The sequence below is a fragment of the Janibacter sp. CoH_79_TC_3 genome (assembly GCF_058197955.1).
The window spans coordinates 45,190-64,960 of record NZ_JBXWIV010000014.1 but is presented as its reverse complement, the minus strand read 5'-3'; the positions used below and the strand labels follow the sequence as shown (position 1 = coordinate 64,960).

The window sequence follows — 19,771 nt, the reverse complement described above, 5'->3', positions numbered from 1 at the left end:
AGAAAATATCAATACTATCAGCAGCTTAATGAATCACTTATCCCGAACTGGGGTTATAGTATTTGGTTGTGGCATATTGTCATGATCCAAACGGGTATCCGCCCAGTCAAGCACGCACCAGGGTTGCTGCACCAGTTTGATTTTAAGCGGCGCACATTATGGGTGTCTGACAAAGAAGAACGTCATGGCCAATCTGATGGCAGGCTCATTCCTCTTAGCAAGTTTTTGATAACGGCTATACAAAACTATATGACCTATATTGAGCAATTTGCCGCCATCTATAATCCATTATGTCCAGCAGCGTCTTATCCCATCAATGACATCTTGCAATCTGAGCGTCCTCTAATTCAGCTCTATAAAAAGAACCCAAAGGGCTTTACTAGCATTACGCCAAGCCAAGTTCGCTACCAGTTGCAAGACTTTTTTAGTCATCAGGATAACTGGCTGCGTCATCAGCTCAGATCCATGCTTACAGGGCGCGTGTCTGACTATCTGATTTGTGCGCTTTACGGTCACGAGCATCCTGACCAGGAGTTCATGCACCCGATGTCATCAAGCTCTATCAATCAGCTGCACCAGCTCAGTCCTCATTTAGATGTGATTGCTACAGACCTTCACTTAAAACAAATTGAGGTTCGTCTATATGGATAATATTAGCGCTCATAAACTGCGACAGCTGAATAGAGAAGAATCTAAAAAAAGTGTTAAGCGTGATGCTAAAGCCGTAATTAAAGAATATATCAATCAATATCCTATGCAACCTCCTTGTGAGCTGCAGCATCATTACGAAGCAATTAACCAGTTACTAGAGGAGAAGTTCGATACCGCTCAAAACTTCCAATTGGCGCGGCGCGGGTTTTTAGAGTTTGTTCGTGATTATAATAAAGCTCATCAGATATACCTTAATGAGCCTGTGGTACCGATACTGGCGACTCGTGAGCGCTTGACCATTAACTATGACTGGTTTGTGAATGGACGCGCTGTGGCAGATAGTAGCTCTATGATGATAGATGTTTGGCAACGAAAACGGCGTTTCTCAGTGAATGACTTGGTTGAAGGGGTGCTGTATTGCAGCATAATGTATGGTGGTATTAATGATATTGAGGTGTTAAGAGCGCTATACGATTGGCTGTTTGGTGAGCACCAGATTCATAAAATTAGTATGCAAGAAAACTATGAAGAAGATCGTGTAGAGCAGTTAGCCGTAATATCGCTTAGCGTCCCTGATGATAATTATGGCTGCAAACTAGGGCGTGTCCTCAAACCCTGATATTTAGTGTGTCACCTAAGTAAAATACTAAATAGAAAAAGGAAGATAGCCCTATATTTTATATAGGGTCAGCTTCCTTTTTTATTGTTCATGAAATATAGTCACAGTTTAATACAGATATGTTTAATAATATTCTCAGCACCCAGTTAGTGTAGGAGTTAGCACCTAATAAACTATTTTTACTATAGAGGGTCGGGTGCGTTATAATCTCAAGAATTCTGGTAAACCTCTATTTATCTTAGACTTATTCTGTAAGCCCTATTCAATAATAAGACCCTCCTATGACAACACAAAACTTCTCTCAAACCGCCGCTTTCATCTGGTCTGTCGCTGATCTATTGCGAGGTGACTTTAAGCAATCGCAATACGGCCGCATCATCTTGCCATTTACGCTACTGCGCCGCTTAGAGTGTGTATTAGCTGACCATAAAGAAGCGGTCGTCGAGAAGTATGCCACTATCAAAGACCAAGGTATGCAGGAGGACATGATAGAAAAGCAGCTTACCCGTATCAGTAAGCATGCTTTTTATAATATATCTCCTATGGATTTAAGTAAGCTAGGTCAAAGCGATATCAAGGATAATTTAAACACTTATATTCAGTCATTCTCAAAAGACGCGCGTGAGATATTCGAGCATTTTAAGTTTGAAGAGTTTATCGGTCAGCTAGCAGACGCCAACTTACTTTATAAAGTCGTCCAAAAATTTGCCAATACAGATCTAAGCCCTGAGGCGATTTCTAACCACGATATGGGCTTTGTGTTTGAAGAGCTGATCCGCCGCTTTGCCGAAAGCTCAAACGAGACCGCAGGCGAGCACTTCACGCCGCGCGATATCGTGCGCTTGACCACTTCACTGGTATTTATGGAAGATGATGACGCGCTGACTAAAGACGGCATTATTCGCACCATCTATGACCCCACAGCAGGGACGGGCGGCTTCCTATCCTCAGGTATGGAATACGTGCTAGAGCTAAACCCTGATGCGCGTATGAGCGCCTTTGGTCAAGAGCTAAATCCTGAATCCTATGCTATCTGTAAAGCTGATATGCTCATTAAAGGACAAGACGTTAGCCGTATCAAGCTGGGCAATACCTTATCCAATGATCAGCTAGCAACTGAGCAGTTCGACTATATGTTATCTAATCCACCGTTCGGTGTGGACTGGAAAAAGATAGCTGGCGAGATCAATGATGAGCATGAGCAAAAAGGCTTTGATGGTCGCTTTGGGGCGGGCTTGCCACGCGTGTCTGATGGATCGCTATTATTCTTAATGCACTTACTGAGCAAGATGCAGAACACGACTGCCAACAGTGAGCAGAGCCGCGCCAATGAGCACCAAGGTAGTCGCATTGGTATCATCTTGAATGGTTCACCGTTATTTACGGGCGGCGCAGGGAGCGGCGAGAGTGAGATCCGTCGTTATATCCTTGAGGCTGATTTACTAGAGGCCATCATCGCTCTGCCTACTGATATGTTCTATAACACGGGTATTGCGACATATATCTGGATATTGAGTAATAAGAAAGCGCCTGAGCGTAAAGGCCATGTGCAATTGATCGATGGCAGTAACCTATACGGCAAGATGCGTAAATCACTTGGCTCCAAGCGTAACGAGATGAGCGAAGAGGACATTAAGACCATTACCCGTAGCTTTGGCAACTTTGAAGTGGTGGACGCCCGCGTATTAGATAAGCCAGAGGAGGTTAAGTCTAACCGTGGCCGTCAGTCTGCCAATCCTAAAGCCGAACCTGCCAAGACCTTTGCCAGTAAGATATTTGCTACCCATGAGTTTGGCTATCGCCGTATCACTATTGAGCGGCCGCTACGTCTATCGGCTCAGCTGTCAGATAGCGCGTTAGAGACCCTACGTTATGCACCTAAACCGTTCGATATGGTCATGCCAGCGCTGTATGAGGCGTTTGGTGGTAACTGGGCTATTGATAGTAACAGTGACAACTATGGTGACTTATCAGCAGTTACGACTGAGGCGCGTGCGATGATTAAGGCGGACTTTAGCGAGCTAAAAGAAAAGCAAATCAAAGACGTGCTTGACTCTAAAGTATGGCAAGATCAGCTTGAGATCATGAATAAAGCCAAAGCCTTGCAAGCGGCGATCGGTAAAGATCAATTCGATGACTATAACGAGTTTGAAAAAGTGTTTAAGCAAGCGTTAAAAGACGCTGAGGTTAGCTTAGACACCAAAGAGAAAAAGCAGCTGATGGATGCTATCACATGGAAAAACCCTGAAGCAGAACCCGTCATCAAAAAAGCGGTCAAGGTTGCCAATCCGATCTATGGTGCGTTTAGCTATAAGCCTAGTCAATCAGACAAGCCAGCCAAAATCGTAGAGTTCCAAACCGATAGTGACCTACGCGATTATGAAAACGTACCGCTTAATCCTGAGGTGACCACCACTGAGCTGATCGAAAGTTACTTCGCCCGTGAAGTACAGCCGCATGTGCCTGATGCGTGGATCAATAGCGACAAGACAGATGCTATCGATGAAGAGATTGGCATTGTCGGCTTTGAGATACCGTTTAACCGTCATTTCTATGTGTATGAGCCGCCGCGTCCGCTAGCTGAGATTGATGCGGATTTGGATGCTGTTAGTGCTGAGATTATGCAGTTATTGGGTGAGGTGCATTCATAATGGCGAAGTATCAGCGGTATGAAGAATATAAAGATTCAGGGGTTGAGTGGTTAGATGTTATTCCAAGTCATTGGGTTATGAGCAAAATTAAGTATATTGCACCATTTCAAGTAGGTTGGACACCACCTACAGGTAATGATTCTAATTTTATAGGTGAAAATATTTGGGCTAATATATCTGATCTCAGAGGAAAGATAATTACCGATACTGTAAAAAGAATCTCAGATAAAGCAGCTAAAGAAGCTTCTATGGATATAACCCCAAAAGGTTCACTGCTTTATAGCTTTAAATTATCTGTAGGATCTGTGTCTTTCGCTGGTCGTGATATGTACACAAATGAAGCTATTGCATCTTTTACTTCAGATTCCTTGCTGCCACTTGAATATTTATACTATGTTTTACCAAAATTTTTAATTGAAAATGCATCCACAAATATATATGGAGCAAGGATTCTTAACCAAGAGTTGATAAGAAATGCGATTATTCTTAAGCCTACCTATGAAGAAGCTAAAACAATCGCCAATTTTCTCGATTACCAAACCGCCCAAATTGACACCTTAATTGATAAGCAACAAGCCCTAATTCAACTGTTAAAAGAAAAGCGCCAAGCGGTCATCAGCCACGCCGTCACCAAAGGCTTAAACCCTGACGCGCCAATGAAAAATTCGGGTGTTGAATGGTTGGGGGAAGTACCTGAGCATTGGAATGTTGCAGGATTTAAAAAATACTTAAACTCAATTATAGATTATAGAGGTAAAACTCCAGAAAAAGTTGATTCAGGCAAGTTCCTCGTGACTGCTAGAAACATCAAAAAAGGAGAAATAAATTATGAGGCTTCTCAGGAGTATGTTTCTGAAAAAGACTATCCACAAGTTATGAGCAGAGGCATACCGGAAATTGGTGATGTTTTATTTACTACGGAAGCACCACTGGGTGAAGTAGCTCAGGTTGATAAAACAGACATTGCACTTGCTCAAAGAATTATTAAGTTTAGTGGTCAAAACGGTATTTTAGACAACACCTATTTAAAGTTTTATATTATGTCGAATGCTTTTCAAGATAGCCTAATGACATTTGCTACAGGTTCAACTGCACTAGGAATAAAATCAGATAGATTGTCTTATCTAAGACAGCTTATTCCTCCTTTAAAAGAACAGTTATTAATTACTGAACATATTGATAGAAACTTAAAAGCGTTTGACGTTTCAATGATGAAAGCAGAACAAGCCATACAACTTATGCAAGAACGCCGTACCGCTTTAATATCTGCTGCTGTTACGGGTAAGATTGATGTGAGGGGTTGGCAAGCGCCTGATAGTGAAGCTTTGTAAGGTGTATTTTACATTACTAAACCATAGTAGCGAGCAGTAAGTTTATGACATAAAAAATAGTAGGGAATAAAATGAGTAATATTTTGCGTGACTTACCAACGCTTTATGATAAAGCCCAAGGACTTCAAAACATTTTGATTTCTAGAGCTACTGGTGGTGATAGTAACGATACCGATTACGTTATATTAAGAAAAACGATCTTAGAATCAAAATTTAGTAATTTAGTACCTGACTTTGTTAGACATGCAAGGGATTTAAACCAGTTTTGGCAGATGATAAAACATAGGTACGACTCATATGCAGAACGTAGAGAGTTTATATATAGCCAGTTTCAAGATTTAATTGAATCAATAGAGTTTGATAAGTCAGGAATGAGCCCTGCTTTTGAGAAATCTATTGAGATTATAAACTCTGACTATATCGATGGAATGTGGAAGAGAGCTATTGACCGTAAAGTCAATGATCCAGAGGGTGCAATCACTTTATCTAGAAGTCTTATTGAATCTGTCTGTAAGCACATCTTAGATCTTGAGCATATTTCTTATGAAAAAAATGCTGATTTATCAGAGTTATATAAAAGAACCTCTGAGCTACTAAAGATGTCTGCTAGTCAATATGAGACAAATTTAATCTTCAAACAAATTCTTGGTGGGTGCTCAGGTATAGTCAATGGCTTGGGTCTATTGCGTAATAATGTCGGTGATGCTCATGGGCAGGGTGTTGTTAACATACAGCCCAAACCAAGACACGCTGAGTTAGCAGTTAATTTAGCAGGTTCGATGTCACACTTTTTATTGTCTAGTTATGAAGAAAGCTATAAGGGTAAATGATAGTTTATAAGCTTTTAATTTTAATCAACATGCGCTTAATAAGTATGAAAATAAACAAAAGGACTTCAATTATGAAGGTGATTACCATAGCAACTATCCTTGCCTCAATAGCATTGCCCACTATCGCTCAAGCACAGACCTACAAATGGGAAGATGATTTTTGCAGTATGAAAGGTGACTTTGATAGTAAAAAATATACCGCTAAGCAAATCAAGAATTCACATTTAGTATTAGAAAGCTTAACCAGATCAAATCTAGATAGCTTTTTTCCACCGATGGATATTGAGGCGCTAGACAAGTTATCGATGAAAGACTTAGACAAGCTTACTGAAGAATATATAAAAGTTAAGAATAATATTGAACGACTTGATGTGGTGCCTGAAGCAAAAGGTTATAAGCAAGAGTTGGTCAAGTCTATTGACGGCGAATATAAACAAAATAAATTGACGATTTTGGGATATCTGAATCCCAGTGAGGCACTCAAGCAAAGCCCGCAAATGTGTAAAACTTATATTGAGCCGTTATTAAAGAATGAAACGGCTGTGCAAAATAGATGGAAGCAGTTTGTTGAAGAGCAAATTCAAGAACAAGCAGATATCACAGACGATGGTGGTAAGTATTACCGCAGTTTGGCTACCAAGCGCTATCAGGAAGAAAAAGCTAGCAACCCTACTAAGTACGCCAAGATAAACTTAGTGACTTTTGGCTTTGGTAATTGCGTCAATGATCAGGTCTATCATGCTGACTCTGAAGTGGTATTTAAAAATCAGCAAAAACTGAATAAAGCGTTATTTGGTAAAAGCTTTAAGCAGATGTGCGATGAGCCGTAAAACTTGGATTAAGTTTTTTAATGAAGCCGAATAAACCGCCCAACTCGTGCAAGTATGCCGCACCGCTTTAATGTCGGCTGCCGTCACGGGTAAGATTGATGTGAGGGGTTGGCGGGCGTCTGATGTTGATAACCTAAAATAAATTTAGTTTCATTAAGGGAATGTTATGACATTAGTAATAGCTGGATATAGTTACGGTGATTTTGAGCAGGAAAGTATTTATTTTGCTAGTGATAGCAACATAACTCAAAACAATGTCGTAATGGTCAACGGTTTCAAAAAAGTTATTGAAGTACCTATTAAGATGCAAGGTTTGAGCTTCAGTGGCGAATGGTTCAATGATTATTATCATAAATCTAAGAATGATGCTGTTTGTGCAATAGCATTTGCTGGAAGCACATTAGTGGCTCAACATATGATTAACTCTATAAAAAATCATTTGTCTGAATTATATCCATCCTATAGGAATGGTAAATACATTCTCGCAATGAGCTGTGAAGGAAGTAAGCAATTAAGAAATGGAGATTATGATGAAAGTATGTTTTTACCTAGACATATCAACTCATTGATCAACGCTGATTATATTTCCGATGTGGTAGGACACTCAATTAATGCAGTTTTAGATAAAGCTAGAAAACATACCTCTATGAGAAATCACTTTGGTGCTTATCAAGCTGAGTTTCTTTTAGGCATACAATGTCCCCAAGATAGAAAGTATTATTTATATAAATACGAGATAGTTGAAGATCCAATATTAGAAGCAGTAGTCAAAAAGACTGTTATTCGAAGAAATGCCATAGCAATGATTGGCAGCGGTAAATTTAAGCAAGATTACTTTGAAAAAGTAGTTTTTAAAGAAGCTTTCGATAATCGTATTTTTACTAAAAATGATTTTCAGATATCTTCTTTAACACATGAATATAATAGCTTTTTTGGAACTCATGGCTTTGTTTATGCTGGTAAAAGAGTTTTTAAATTACTTAACGAGGTTATAGATTATGAAAATTCTACTAGGAGTAATATTATAGGTAAGCCTAGTGGGTTATTTGAATTACAAGATGGCATTCTTAAAAGAGTTGGTTTTGAACGATAAAATACTTACAGGGCAACGAGATTACTCAGAGCATTATAATAACTATAAACGGACTTAACGTAACCGACACCACTTACGAATCTGTCTTTCAAGCAGACATCGTTACTCAAATGCAGACGCAAGGCTGGCAAGTTGGTAATGCTAGTGGCTATACGACTGAGACAGCACTCTATGAGCAAGACGTGCTGGACTTTGTATAGAGCAATTAGCTGGGATAGTAGATGAAGTTTACATCCTGTTTATCTTAGCGACTTTAAGCATGATTTGAACTGAGAGTAGAGATTCCTATGAAAAACAGCGCTATAAAATACCGAAAAATAAGAGGCATCAACCGCCGTAAACGTGCTATTGAGCAATGGGGTGATAATCGTAAGAGCCTTAATATTAATCTACTGACTCAAGAAAAAAGAGACTACGTTAAGTTTCGGGTACAACCATGGTCGCGCTTACCTTTAGGCAGTAGTGTTTATCCTGAGCCAACAGGTGACTGTGAGTATTTACTGATTAAAAATTTGCAAAAAATCTATCAGTCATGGAAAGACTCGCTAGAAACGTTGCAAACTCCTTACTATCTACAAATTTGGCTATACGAAGATTATATCAGTCGATCCCAAGTGGTTTGTGCGATAAAGGCTCATAAAAACTTTTATCAGAATACTTTTGAGTCAGTAGATAAACAGCCCCAAAATGGTATTCAAAGCTCTATTCATTACAATGCAAACACTGCTAAGTACTTAGATTGCCATATCTGGCAGCTCAGTCGGCATATTGAAGCTTATGATATGACCGATGAAGACAGTAGAGAAATGGTGCAAGAGACTGACCCTAGTAAGATATTGGGAACAGAGATTATTAATGGTCGAGAACATAAGATCGTTGAAATTAACAAAGTTTGGTTGATCTCATAAGCCTAATTTATAACCCAATAATAAGAATCATGTCATGACTCAGACTAGCACTGCTACTAACGCCCATAACATCACCTACGAATCTGTCTTACAAGCCGATATCGTCACTCAGATGCAAGCGCAAGGCTGGCAATTGGGTAGTCCTAGTGGCTATCAGGCAGAGACGGCACTTTATGAGCAAGACGTGCTCGACTTTGTGCAGACTACCCAGCCGCAGGAATGGGAGAAGTTCTGCCGCACCTTTCCTATCGACTCTGAGCGCCACTTTATCGCCGCCTTAGTCAAGCAGCTCAACAAAGCGGACGCGCAAGCTACCGATAGAGCCTCGCGCACTTATGGCACATTAGGCGTATTGCGTCATGGGCTTAAGATTCGTAACGCGCGCTTCTCACTTTGCCAGTTCAAGCCTGAGCACAACCTCAATCCTGAGACCATGGCGCGCTATGAAGCCAATATCTGCCGTGTCGTCCCTGAGGTAGTGTATAGCCCTTATACCAGTCTTAAAGACGGCGCTGACGCTAATGGCAAGGTCGCTAAGCGTAACCGTATCGATATCGTGCTATTCGTCAATGGCTTGCCTGTCACTACAATGGAGCTAAAGTCGGAGTTTAAGCAAGCGGTACAAAATGCCATTACTCAGTATAAGAAGACCCGCCTGCCGAAAGACCCTGATACTAAAAAACCTGAACCACTGCTGACCTTTAAGCGCGGCGCACTGGTACATTTCGCCGTCAGTCAATATGAAGTCTATATGACCACGAAGCTGGCAGGTGACAGTACTTACTTCTTACCGTTCAATAAAGGCACCAGCGAGGGCGGCGCGGGTAATGACGTGCCAGCCGATAGCAGCCGTTATGCCACCGATTACCTATGGAATGAAGTGCTGACGCCAGAGAATTTACTTTCGATCCTTGGGCATTTCGTTCACTTGCAGATTGAAGAGGTTGAAGATTGGGAAGGGCGCAAGTCTAAGAAGGAGAGTTTAATATTCCCGCGTTATCATCAGTGGGACGTCGTGACCAAGTTGGTTGATGCGGCTATCGATGAGGGCGCGGGTCAAAAGTATCTCATTCAACATAGCGCAGGCTCAGGTAAGTCTAATTCTATCGCGTGGACAGCGCATCAGCTATCGACTTTATATAACAGTGACGGCGATAAACAGTTTCATTCTGTCATTGTCATTACTGACCGTACGATACTGGATCAACAACTACAAGATACGATCTTTCAGTTTGAACATGCCGATGGCGTGGTTGGACGTATTAATAATAAAGAGGGTGAAGGGTCAAAGTCTGAGAAGCTAGCCAGCGCCTTGGTAAACTCACAACCGATTATCATCGTCACTATCCAAACCTTTCCGTTTGTGCTCAAAGCCATTGAAGACTCCGCTGTCTTAAAGTCACGCCGTTATGCCATTATCGCTGATGAGGCGCATTCCTCACAGACAGGTACTACTGCGCGTAAGCTCAAAGAAGTGTTAGTGTCTGGTGATAATGACAGTGACAGCAATGATAAAGATAGCGATCAGGTACTATCTAGTGAAGATATGCTAGATAACGTCATTGCCGCGCGTCGTAACAGTCCTAATTTGAGCTACTATGCCTTTACCGCTACACCTAAGCCAAAAACGATAGAGTTGTTTGGACGTGTACCTAATCCTGATCTGCCACCGTCAAAACAGAACGTACCTGAGTCTTATCATGTCTATTCAATGCGCCAAGCTATAGAAGAGGGCTTTATCTTAGACGTGTTAAAAAACTATACCAATTACAAAGTGGTCTATCAGTTAACCCAAAAAATTGCTGCTGAAGACAAAGAAGTCGATACCCGCCGCGCGACTATCAAGCTTAATAACTGGGTGCGCTTGCATGATCATAACATCGCGCAAAAGGTTAAAGTCATCATTGAGCATTTTAATGAAAACATCAAAGGGTTACTCGGCGGGCAAGCCAAAGCTATGGTCGTGACAGGTTCACGTAAGGAGGCAGTTCGCTACAAGCTCGCCTTTGATCGCTATATTACTGATCACGGCTATAAAGGTATCAATGCTATGGTAGCGTTTTCGGGTGAGGTCAGCTTTAACGCTGATGATCCTGATAGTAGCGCCTTAATTGATCAAAAATTTACTGAGCATAATATGAACCCTAATCTTAAAGGGCGTGATATGCGTAAAGCCTTTGATAGTGATGATTATCAAGTGATGCTAGTGGCTAATAAATTTCAAACAGGGTTTGATCAGCCCAAATTATGCGCCATGTACGTGGATAAAAAGCTTGGCGGCGTAGACTGTGTGCAGACGCTCTCACGTTTAAACCGTACATATGCTGGCAAGTCAGTGAGTGGCACCTTTGTGCTCGACTTCTTTAATGATCCAGAAGACATATTAGAGGCGTTTCAGCCGTATTATAAAAATGCTACTTTAGATGATGTGTCTGATCCTGATAGTGTGTTTGATCTGTATGAGAAGCTATGTGCTGGCGGTATATTCGATTGGCCGGAGGTTGAACAGTTTGCTATTGCTTTTTACGCCAAGAACAAATCTGGTGCCGCTGTCAGTAATATCTGCAAGCCTGCCGTTGAGCGTTGGCAAAAACGCTATAAAGAAGCAAAAGAGCAGGCTGCCAATGCCAAGATGCTACTAGAACGAAGTAATGCTACTGGAGATGCGGTGCTGATTGCTAACGCTGAGACCGATTATAAAGGCTATAAGGTGGAGCAAGACGCACTTGAGCTATTTAAGAAGGATCTGACCACTTTCACGCGCCAGTATGAGTTCATGTCGCAAATTGTCGATTATGATGATAAAGCGTTGGAGAAGCTGAGTTTGTATGCTCGTCACCTGCAACCTATGCTACGCGAAAAGCTAGATGATGACGACGACGTTGATCTTAGTAATATTGTTATGAGTCACTACCGCTTATCTAAACTTCGTCAACAAGATTTAAAGCTGCAAGAAGAGAGTATTGATCTAAAATCAGGCAGCGGCGGCGGCGGTAGAGCGAGGGACAAGGAAGAGGATTTGTTATCGCAAATTGTGGCGCGGCTTAATGAGATGTTTGATACGGAAAATCTAACCGATAGCGATATGCTCAACTATTCGCAAACGATATGGGATAAGATTAAAGAGAACGATATCGTCATGCAGCAGATTGCTAATAATCCAGCGGATAAGATTATGTTAGGTGATTATCCAGATGCCACGCTAGACGCTATCTTTGATAGCCAAGAAGCGTATCAGGAGATCACTAAGCAGTTGTTGTCTGATTCTAATCGCTTAGCGCAGTTTACGCGGTTCTTATTGGATAACAAATTGAGTGCTTAATAAAGATAAGCTTTAAATTATGCTTGGTTAACTAAGAAAGTATGAAAATACACAAAAAGGTAATGCTAGCTTAAAAGTCAAAATAATTAAGGATCAATATGGCTTTTATTTGCATAAAAAATGATGAAAAAATCTATAGTTTTATATATAGTTTAAAAGATTGGATAGCTTTAAAAGAAGATAAAGCGTCCAGTTTCAATATGGCTTGCTGTGGTAATCAGGCAATACTAAAGACAAGTAAGCTAGGTACGCAGTTCTTCGCTCATAAGGCAAAACCTAAAGACTCTGACTGCTCGACTGGTGGTGAAACTGCCGAACACATGCATATCAAATATCTTGTTATGAAAGAATTAGATAGAAATGGTTGGAATGTAGAAGTCGAAAAAAGAGGGGTTACCCCTAGTGGTGAGGAATGGATAGCAGATATCTACGCAGAAAAAGGTAAAGCGAAGATTGCCATTGAAGTGCAATGGAGCCCTCAAACTTTTATAGAAACAAAACGCAGACAAGAAAAATATGCTCAATCAGGTGTAAGGTGTGCGTGGTTGCTTAGAAGTGGCTCAATTAAAGATACGAACGCAATTACAGGCGATTATGCTTATAGTACGAAAGACATACCTGTATTCTCTATTTATAGAAATAAGACACAGGACAATCAAGCTTATATGATTTATAACGTGAATAAGCTAGACAGCAACAGTAGTCGGTACAACCACTGTTCATTTAAGCCTATTACACTACCATTAGAGAATTTTATACAAAGATTGGTTTCACAAGGCCTAGTTTTTATACCTTATGAGCGATTCACCTCTACAAAGTTTAGATTTAAATCCAACGGTATCACTGAGATGACTTTAGGGGTGAGTAAAGACTCTTGCGCTAAATGTGGTTACTCCAATCCGATAATTTCTGAGGTGGGATACAAAGAAGACTATAAAGTACGTTCTAAGAAAATAAAAGATTGTAGCGATAAAGAGCTTAGAATTATTAATACACATTTTTCTAAGCATTATGTTTTTTCACCCATAAAAAAGGTGCGTAGTGAAATACTCAACAAAGTTTTTATAGTCAATACTTGTGTTGAATGTGGTTTTGTCATAGATAGAGATGGTCAATATAGTACCTATTTAAAAAAATTTTTCACTAAGCCGCTTTTTATAAAGTATTTAGGTCTTAATACAGAAAAATTCTATACTTCGAATACAACTCTTAATACGGAATGTGTTTACCGTGTAAACAACAGTTTCAAAATCAAATATAACGAGAGTTTTGAGTTTGGTAAATGGGTTACTAGAGATAGTGAACCAGTTTAATCAGAATAATTGGCATATATGATTGTTTATAAAAAATCATAAAATTTAATTCACTACTGTAGATTTTGCAATAGCTACTATATAGGTTTGACAGCAATCAAACGTAAGCCTTTTGCCATACTGCGTTTTTGCAAACCATACAACACCAACTATCTTGAGCACGCATATATAGGATATCTGCTGGCATCTCTACCGGGCAAGCACTTGTGCAGTACTCACAGAGCACATCATCTAAACAAGCGTAACATTGAGCAATCGTCTCAAACAATAGATTTGAGTTGATTCTATATTTCTGACATAGCATTTGTACATGTTCAAGATAATCCTCCTTATGATCATATGCCCAATAATCAACACAGATTTTTTGATCTCTACTATTCTGTGTCATACCAAATTCAAGTTTGATACCCATAGTATGTCTCCTAATCAAAATATCGTTATATGTTCTATCGATTAGTTAGTTGTACAGAACTTTAAAAAACTATATGAAGTTATGTCTGTAAGAGGCTCTTAATCACCTCATCTTGAGTCATTCCTATATGCTTGCAATAAAAAGCTTCAATCTCATCTAAAGCTTCACGTAATTGTCGCTGTGATACCTGTATGTAATGTAGTGTCACATCATCACTAGATTTAGCCTCACGATGATTTAGCAGTCTCTTTAGTACAGGATAGGTTACATTAAGACTATTGGCGACAGTGCCAAATGTACGACGTAAATCGTGAGGCGTAATGTGCAAGCCAGCTTTGTCTGATATTGAATGATAACTACCGCTCAAATCTTTAACGTGGTCGCTATTTCTTTTCAAATCACTCGGAAATACCCAACGCTCTCCATTGCTCAATCTATAGCGTTCACTAAGTATGGCTTGAAGTATTTTTCCAGTAGGCATATGGTAATCAGAACCATTTTTAGTAGCTTTAAAAACGATACGAGCAGCGTCAAGGTCTACATCTTCCCATCTTAGTGTCTGCGCTTCATTTAAGCGAACTCCAGCAAACATAAAAAGCAGTAAAAGATCACGAGCATTATTGCTATAAGATGCTTGTTTGAAAGAACTACCGTCACGGTGTTCAATCAAAGTTTTAAAATATACTCCTAAATACTCTTCTTCAACATGACGAGTACGAGGTTTAATTTTGTTCCAATCATTCTTGGCATTCAGTATTCGAATGGGTTGATCCTTTATTATGTACTCCTCATCGTCATCTAAAAAACTATCTTGACAGTAGTTCCATATAGAGCGGAGAGCTCGCATAGTGGCATTCGCTTGAGCTGGACTAGATTTGCTGATTTCCTTATGTTTTTCACTTATCATAGTTTTAGTTATATCGTTTAACGATATATCAAGCCAGTCATCGAGTCGACCAAGTATTTGCTGATCATAAGTTTCAATAGTACGGCTAGCAAGATTTGGCTTCATCGATTTAAAGTAGGTATATGCTTCATTGAGTGTTGGTATATTACAATCTTGAATGTCTTTTAACTTTGGAGTAGCGTGATAACCATCGTAAACATCAAGCCCCTTTTTTATGTTGACCATCATCGTGCTAGCTTTTTCACGAGCTTCAGTCAAAGTGATTAGATGTGTTTCTTCAACTTCGTCACGATAGAGCTTACCATTGATGCGTTTATGAAGCGTGTATCTCTTAGATTGCTTACCTACACGAAGTGCAAAACCCGTTAATACTTCATCCATATAGATGTCTGTACCACTTGAAGCATATGCAACTGAATCGATAAACTTCTTACTAAGCTTAACTTTCATAATTCATCCGTCACGCCGCAGTTATTATATTAATAGCACTATAATACGTGAACATACAGATGTATTAAAGTATCAAGATAGTATCAAAATTTTATTTGACGCTAGTATTACTCGACCAATTTATAAATAATTCACGCAATAAAAAACCCTCACAATCCATAGACTGTAAGGGTTTCGTATAGTGGTACCGGTGGTCGGACTTGAACCGACACGCTTTTAAAGGCAACGGATTTTGAATCCGTCATGTCTACCAATTCCATCACACCGGCGTGTTAGGTGATAAAGTCTTTAGTGCTAGACTGTATCGAATTGGGCTACAGGGTTATCTCTGTATAGGCTGCGTATTATAGCAGCCTATTTTCGAGCGTCAAGAATTATTTATTATATTTACGATAAAAATTCATTTTTAACCAACGAAGGCGCGTTCAACGGCATAATCTGCTTGCACGCCCATACGTGGCGAGACAGTGAGACCAAAATCGTCCAAAATCGCTGACACTTCAGCGTTAAACGGCATACTACCGCAAATCATTACACGGTCGTCGTCTTTATTCATCGGAGGCAGACCAATATCTTCAAAGAATTTGCCTGATTTCATCAGGTCAGTGATACGGCCAGTATTTCTAAACTCTTCGCGCGTTACAGTAGGATAGTAAATGAACTTTTTACGGAAATCTTCACCAAAGATTTCATCATTTGGCAGCTCTTCTTCGAACATTTCACGATAAGCCAAGTCTTTAACCTGACGCACGCCGTGTACCAAAATGATTTTTTCAAAACGCTCATAGACTTCCGGGTCACGTGCTAAGGCTAAAAATGGCGCAAGTCCCGTGCCAGTTGATAGCATATATAAATGCTTACCCGGTAATAAATCGTCCAGTACCAAAGTTCCAGTCGGCTTTTTACTGACCAATAACTCATCGCCCACTTTGATATGCTGCAAACGCGAGGTTAATGGACCGTCTTGTACTTTAATAGAGAAAAATTCCAGATGCTCTTCATAGTTAGGGCTGGCAATCGAGTAAGCGCGCAATAGCGGTCTACCATCGACAACGATACCAATCATCGCAAACTCGCCATTACGGAAGCGTAAGCCATCGTCGCGCGTGGTTTTGATGCTGAATAGAGAGTCATTCCAATGATGAACCTCTGTGACCGTTTCGGTGCGGAGTTTTGACATAAAGCCCTCGTTAGTAAGTGGTAATGTGTATTCGCAAATTGAAATCTGTGTTAAATAAAAAAGTTTAACGTTATGTAACGTTTTAATAAAATAAAGCGTTTATTGAGTCAGACAAGCAAATGACGCCAGCAAAAACTGTTATTCTAACATTATTATCAGGTTTTATAAGACGTCAGGTTTTATCAAGCCAGCCTTGTTCATAAGAGTAAATCTTGATGCCCGTACTTTATGAATGAAGGCTTTATGAGTGCAACTGTATGAATGCAAGCCATTCTCAATAAATTTCTCGCTCATCATAACAAACTTTAAAGTAAAAATCCGTCTGGCTGCCTGTCTGTAGCATGATAAAATGGAATATCGTTAGCGGATAATTTTCTATGATTGGCGCGTGCCATTTATTATCATACATTTACTTTGTTGGATTTGATTTATGATTTGCCAGACTACTGCATCTTTAAGCCATCATATATCGCCCATTATTGGCTACCAACGTGCACCGCTGTCGCAAAAGTTTGGCGCGACAAGGCAGCCAAATTTGGTGGCGCTTACCAGTGTGATTGAAATGCTCGCGCCGTATGATACGCCAGCAGCATTTGTCGGACTGGAGGATTTTAGCCACATTTGGATCAGTTGGCAGTTTCATCATAACTATCTATATAAAGACAAGTTATATAAAGACAAGCAGACCAGTTTAGATAACCATAAGCAGCAAGAGAAAGTCGATAGCGCTTTTCGTCCGCAAGTGCGGCCACCGCGTTTGGGTGGTAATCAAAAAATAGGCGTATTTGCCAGTCGCAGTATGTATCGTCCATCTGCGCTCGGGTTATCTGTGGTCAAGCTTGAACGCATTGAGATTGTAGAAGGTCGGGTGTTACTTATTATTAGCGGTGCTGATATGATAGATGGTACGCCCATCATCGATATCAAGCCTTACGTGGCTTACAGTGATGCCTTACCTGATGCCCAAAGCGGTTTTGCACGCTCTGCACCAAACTTGTTGAATGTGACCATTACCGAATGGGCTTATGAACAGTTTGTGCAAATTATCGCCAATCAAAGTGCGGATAATATAGCAGCAGAAAATGCTCAAAATAAGCAATCATCAGTCAAAAAAGTCATTGATAGTATCCAAAGTCAGTTGGTAATGTCTGATCTGGATACTATCAAAGCCCTGATAGCACAAGACCCACGTCCTGCTTATCGGCGTACAGAGATAAATACGTCATTTGTTATGCGTTATAAATCTGTCGATATCAGTTTTCAATTGCTGGAATCAGGTGAATTACAAATAAAGAATATTGTCATAATATAATTAAAGTAAATATCAGAGTTATATTAAATATCGCCGCTGACCAAATGCTCTAAACCATAGAAGAAGACAACTATGCCTGCTCAAAAATATTCGATAGTGATTGATTTACGTTGGTGCCTAGATGAATTGTTGGCAGATAGGGTGATTGATCAGCGCGGCTATAATCTCGTCATTACCAGTCGACGTAATAAGGCGCAGCATCCGCTCTTAACGATTAGTGAGTTTGGGCTGCCAAATGGTCACGCGCTTGATAGTAATTCTGAGAATAAATTAACGCTGGCATGGCTTAATCAATGGCTGGCTGCCAAAGCAGATATGCCGCTAGTGCGTATCGATCCATTAAAGGTCGATGTACCGGCGGTGACGCAACTAATGTCGTTTGAGTATGCGCGCTCGCAGCATATTTTACCGATTGAAGTGACGCTTGATGAGGTGGTTATAGGTACTGATCAACCATTTTATACCGATTGGCATAGCAATATTGAAAAGCTTATTAAGTCAAAAAGCTATCGTACGGTCTTTATCAATCCTGAGCAAATCAGTCGCTATCGGCAGGAGTTTTATCAAGTCACGCAAGCGATTGCGGGGGCTAACTCCCTACATAAACGTGCCACAGCGGATGTGACCAATGTCGAAGCCTTGTTGCAGCTAGGCGATAACACCAATCCCGATGCCAATGACCAACATATTGTCAAAGTCGTCGATTGGCTGTTGCAATATGCCTTTGAGCAGCGCGCCAGTGACATTCATCTAGAGCCACGCCGCGAGACAGGGAAGGTGCGCTTTCGTATTGATGGCGTGCTGCATAGTGTGTATGAGATGCCACTCGCCATTATAGTGGCGGTGACCGCACGTATTAAAATACTAGGGCGGCTCAATGTGGCAGAAAAACGTAAACCGCAGGATGGACGATTAAAAACCCGTACGCCCAAAGGGTTAGAGACGGAACTGCGTCTCTCTACTATGCCGACTGCTTTTGGTGAGAAGCTTGTGATGCGGGTGTTTGACCCAGAAGTATTGGTGCGCTCGTTTGCCCAGCTTGGATTATCGGGTAAGCAGCTTGATACTTGGCATGAGCTGACTGCACATCCAAATGGCATTATATTGGTCACTGGTCCGACGGGCTCAGGTAAAACGACCACTTTATATAGTACGCTTAAGCAACTCGCCACTGAGCAGGTCAATGTCTGTACGATTGAAGATCCGATTGAGATGATTGAGCCAGCCTTTAATCAAATGCAGGTCAACCCTGGGGTTGATTTGCATTTCGCTGATGGTATTCGCTCTTTGATGCGTCAAGATCCAGATATCATTATGGTTGGTGAGATTCGTGATGCTGAGACCGCCAATATGGCAGTACAAGCATCGTTGACTGGGCATTTGGTGCTCTCAACCCTACATACCAACGACGCACCAAGCTCTATTACCCGTCTGCACGATTTGGGTATTCAGCCGTTCTTAACCTCAGCAACGATATTGGGCGTCATGGCGCAGCGCTTATTACGAACATTATGCCCGCATTGTAAGCAAGCAGTTGATGTGGAAGCAGATAGTGAAATAGCTATTCAATGGCAAGAATTGGTACAGCCTTGGCGCGCTCCAGTGCCAGCACAAGTTTATAAGGCGCAGGGCTGCGAGCACTGTCGCCATACAGGTTATCAAGGTCGCGTTGGTCTATACGAGATTATGCCATTATCGAATGAGCTAAAAAAACTGGTCGCTGCTGATGTCAATTTAGATATGCTTAAGCAGCAAGCTTACCGCGAAGGAGTACAGCCTCTACGCTTATCAGGGGCAAAACGTATTAGTGAAGGGGTAACAACCATAGAAGAGGTGATGCGCGTTGTACCTTTGCATTAGTAGTTCCGCTATATTGAAAGGTGCCATTGCACTAAAAGTAGGTTTATTAAGCAGTGCTTGAAAAGCGCGCGCTTCAAAACAATAAATACGATACAAATTGAA

Annotated in this window: 15 protein-coding genes and 1 tRNA gene; 12 read left to right on the top strand and 4 right to left on the bottom strand. The window is 40.7% G+C overall.

What is annotated here, in order from left to right:
* Window positions 1-81 precede the first annotated feature (81 nt).
* The 10 genes from AC2FA3_RS11400 to AC2FA3_RS11355 all read left to right on the top strand — a co-directional run bounded on the left by AC2FA3_RS11400 (window position 82) and on the right by AC2FA3_RS11355 (window position 13,548).
* Window positions 82-651 carry a hypothetical protein gene (locus AC2FA3_RS11400; RefSeq protein ID WP_490509660.1) on the top strand — a complete coding sequence of 190 codons (570 nt, stop codon included), beginning with the start codon at window positions 82-84 and terminating at the stop codon, window positions 649-651.
* Window positions 644-1,270 (top strand): hypothetical protein, encoded by a 627-nt coding sequence (locus AC2FA3_RS11395; protein ID WP_490509659.1) that lies wholly within the window; start codon window positions 644-646, stop codon window positions 1,268-1,270. Before AC2FA3_RS11400 ends, AC2FA3_RS11395 begins: the two co-directional genes overlap by 8 nt.
* A 281-nt stretch (window positions 1,271-1,551) precedes the next feature.
* The gene (locus AC2FA3_RS11390; protein WP_490509658.1) at window positions 1,552-3,921 is read left to right on the top strand and encodes a type I restriction-modification system subunit M; all 2,370 of its coding nucleotides are present in this window, start codon (window positions 1,552-1,554) and stop codon (window positions 3,919-3,921) included.
* Window positions 3,921-5,252: a restriction endonuclease subunit S gene (locus AC2FA3_RS11385; RefSeq protein ID WP_490509657.1), complete on the top strand. Its 1,332-nt coding sequence runs from the start codon at window positions 3,921-3,923 to the stop codon at window positions 5,250-5,252. Before AC2FA3_RS11390 ends, AC2FA3_RS11385 begins: the two co-directional genes overlap by 1 nt.
* A 71-nt stretch (window positions 5,253-5,323) precedes the next feature.
* Window positions 5,324-6,082 (top strand): abortive infection family protein, encoded by a 759-nt coding sequence (locus AC2FA3_RS11380; RefSeq protein WP_490509656.1) that lies wholly within the window; start codon window positions 5,324-5,326, stop codon window positions 6,080-6,082.
* A gap of 71 nt (window positions 6,083-6,153) precedes the next feature.
* Window positions 6,154-6,912 carry a hypothetical protein gene (locus AC2FA3_RS11375; RefSeq protein WP_490509655.1) on the top strand — a complete coding sequence of 253 codons (759 nt, stop codon included), beginning with the start codon at window positions 6,154-6,156 and terminating at the stop codon, window positions 6,910-6,912.
* 166 nt (window positions 6,913-7,078) lie between these two features.
* Entirely contained in the window at window positions 7,079-8,005 is a 927-nt protein-coding gene (locus tag AC2FA3_RS11370; RefSeq protein WP_490509654.1) for a hypothetical protein, read from the top strand.
* 287 nt (window positions 8,006-8,292) lie between these two features.
* Complete coding sequence (locus tag AC2FA3_RS11365; RefSeq protein WP_413501503.1) at window positions 8,293-8,913, top strand: hypothetical protein; 621 nt, start codon at window positions 8,293-8,295, stop codon at window positions 8,911-8,913.
* A 34-nt stretch (window positions 8,914-8,947) separates the two neighbouring features.
* Complete coding sequence (locus AC2FA3_RS11360; RefSeq protein ID WP_413501502.1) at window positions 8,948-12,235, top strand: type I restriction endonuclease subunit R; 3,288 nt, start codon at window positions 8,948-8,950, stop codon at window positions 12,233-12,235.
* Window positions 12,236-12,333: 98 nt separating this feature from the next.
* Window positions 12,334-13,548, top strand: coding sequence for a competence protein CoiA (locus AC2FA3_RS11355; RefSeq protein WP_490509653.1), 1,215 nt, complete (start codon window positions 12,334-12,336; stop codon window positions 13,546-13,548).
* Between the two features lie 97 nt (window positions 13,549-13,645).
* On the opposite strand, the gene AC2FA3_RS11350 is transcribed toward AC2FA3_RS11355, so the two are convergent.
* From AC2FA3_RS11350 to AC2FA3_RS11335, 4 genes are all read right to left on the bottom strand, one after another.
* Window positions 13,646-13,960, bottom strand: coding sequence for a hypothetical protein (locus AC2FA3_RS11350; protein WP_200663603.1), 315 nt, complete (start codon window positions 13,958-13,960; stop codon window positions 13,646-13,648).
* Window positions 13,961-14,039: 79 nt separating this feature from the next.
* Complete coding sequence (locus tag AC2FA3_RS11345) at window positions 14,040-15,317, bottom strand: site-specific integrase (RefSeq protein WP_198334084.1); 1,278 nt, start codon at window positions 15,315-15,317, stop codon at window positions 14,040-14,042.
* Window positions 15,318-15,499: 182 nt separating this feature from the next.
* Window positions 15,500-15,586: transfer RNA gene (locus AC2FA3_RS11340), tRNA-Leu, on the bottom strand.
* 137 nt (window positions 15,587-15,723) lie between these two features.
* A complete protein-coding gene (locus AC2FA3_RS11335; protein ID WP_490509651.1) occupies window positions 15,724-16,497 on the bottom strand; it encodes a ferredoxin--NADP reductase in 774 nt (257 codons plus the stop codon).
* A gap of 430 nt (window positions 16,498-16,927) precedes the next feature.
* Here AC2FA3_RS11335 and AC2FA3_RS11330 point away from each other — a divergent pair, with 430 nt between their 5' ends.
* Window positions 16,928-17,809: a tRNA (N6-threonylcarbamoyladenosine(37)-N6)-methyltransferase TrmO gene (locus AC2FA3_RS11330; RefSeq protein ID WP_490509650.1), complete on the top strand. Its 882-nt coding sequence runs from the start codon at window positions 16,928-16,930 to the stop codon at window positions 17,807-17,809.
* 72 nt (window positions 17,810-17,881) lie between these two features.
* A complete protein-coding gene (tfpB, locus tag AC2FA3_RS11325) occupies window positions 17,882-19,669 on the top strand; it encodes a type IV pilus assembly ATPase TfpB (protein ID WP_490509648.1) in 1,788 nt (595 codons plus the stop codon).
* Window positions 19,670-19,771: the final 102 nt, after the last annotated feature.

Bases quoted from the DNA above. Each gene is read 5' to 3' on its own strand.
- AC2FA3_RS11400 (WP_490509660.1), top strand. From the start codon at position 82: ATGATCCAAACGGGTATCCGCCCAGTCAAGCACGCACCAGGGTTGCTG.
- AC2FA3_RS11395 (WP_490509659.1), top strand. From the start codon at position 644: ATGGATAATATTAGCGCTCATAAACTGCGACAGCTGAATAGAGAAGAA.
- AC2FA3_RS11390 (WP_490509658.1), top strand. From the start codon at position 1,552: ATGACAACACAAAACTTCTCTCAAACCGCCGCTTTCATCTGGTCTGTC.
- AC2FA3_RS11385 (WP_490509657.1), top strand. From the start codon at position 3,921: ATGGCGAAGTATCAGCGGTATGAAGAATATAAAGATTCAGGGGTTGAG.
- AC2FA3_RS11380 (WP_490509656.1), top strand. From the start codon at position 5,324: ATGAGTAATATTTTGCGTGACTTACCAACGCTTTATGATAAAGCCCAA.
- AC2FA3_RS11375 (WP_490509655.1), top strand. From the start codon at position 6,154: ATGAAGGTGATTACCATAGCAACTATCCTTGCCTCAATAGCATTGCCC.
- AC2FA3_RS11370 (WP_490509654.1), top strand. From the start codon at position 7,079: ATGACATTAGTAATAGCTGGATATAGTTACGGTGATTTTGAGCAGGAA.
- AC2FA3_RS11365 (WP_413501503.1), top strand. From the start codon at position 8,293: ATGAAAAACAGCGCTATAAAATACCGAAAAATAAGAGGCATCAACCGC.
- AC2FA3_RS11360 (WP_413501502.1), top strand. From the start codon at position 8,948: ATGACTCAGACTAGCACTGCTACTAACGCCCATAACATCACCTACGAA.
- AC2FA3_RS11355 (WP_490509653.1), top strand. From the start codon at position 12,334: ATGGCTTTTATTTGCATAAAAAATGATGAAAAAATCTATAGTTTTATA.
- AC2FA3_RS11350 (WP_200663603.1), bottom strand. From the start codon at position 13,960: ATGGGTATCAAACTTGAATTTGGTATGACACAGAATAGTAGAGATCAA.
- AC2FA3_RS11345 (WP_198334084.1), bottom strand. From the start codon at position 15,317: ATGAAAGTTAAGCTTAGTAAGAAGTTTATCGATTCAGTTGCATATGCT.
- AC2FA3_RS11335 (WP_490509651.1), bottom strand. From the start codon at position 16,497: ATGTCAAAACTCCGCACCGAAACGGTCACAGAGGTTCATCATTGGAAT.
- AC2FA3_RS11330 (WP_490509650.1), top strand. From the start codon at position 16,928: ATGATTTGCCAGACTACTGCATCTTTAAGCCATCATATATCGCCCATT.
- tfpB (WP_490509648.1), top strand. From the start codon at position 17,882: ATGCCTGCTCAAAAATATTCGATAGTGATTGATTTACGTTGGTGCCTA.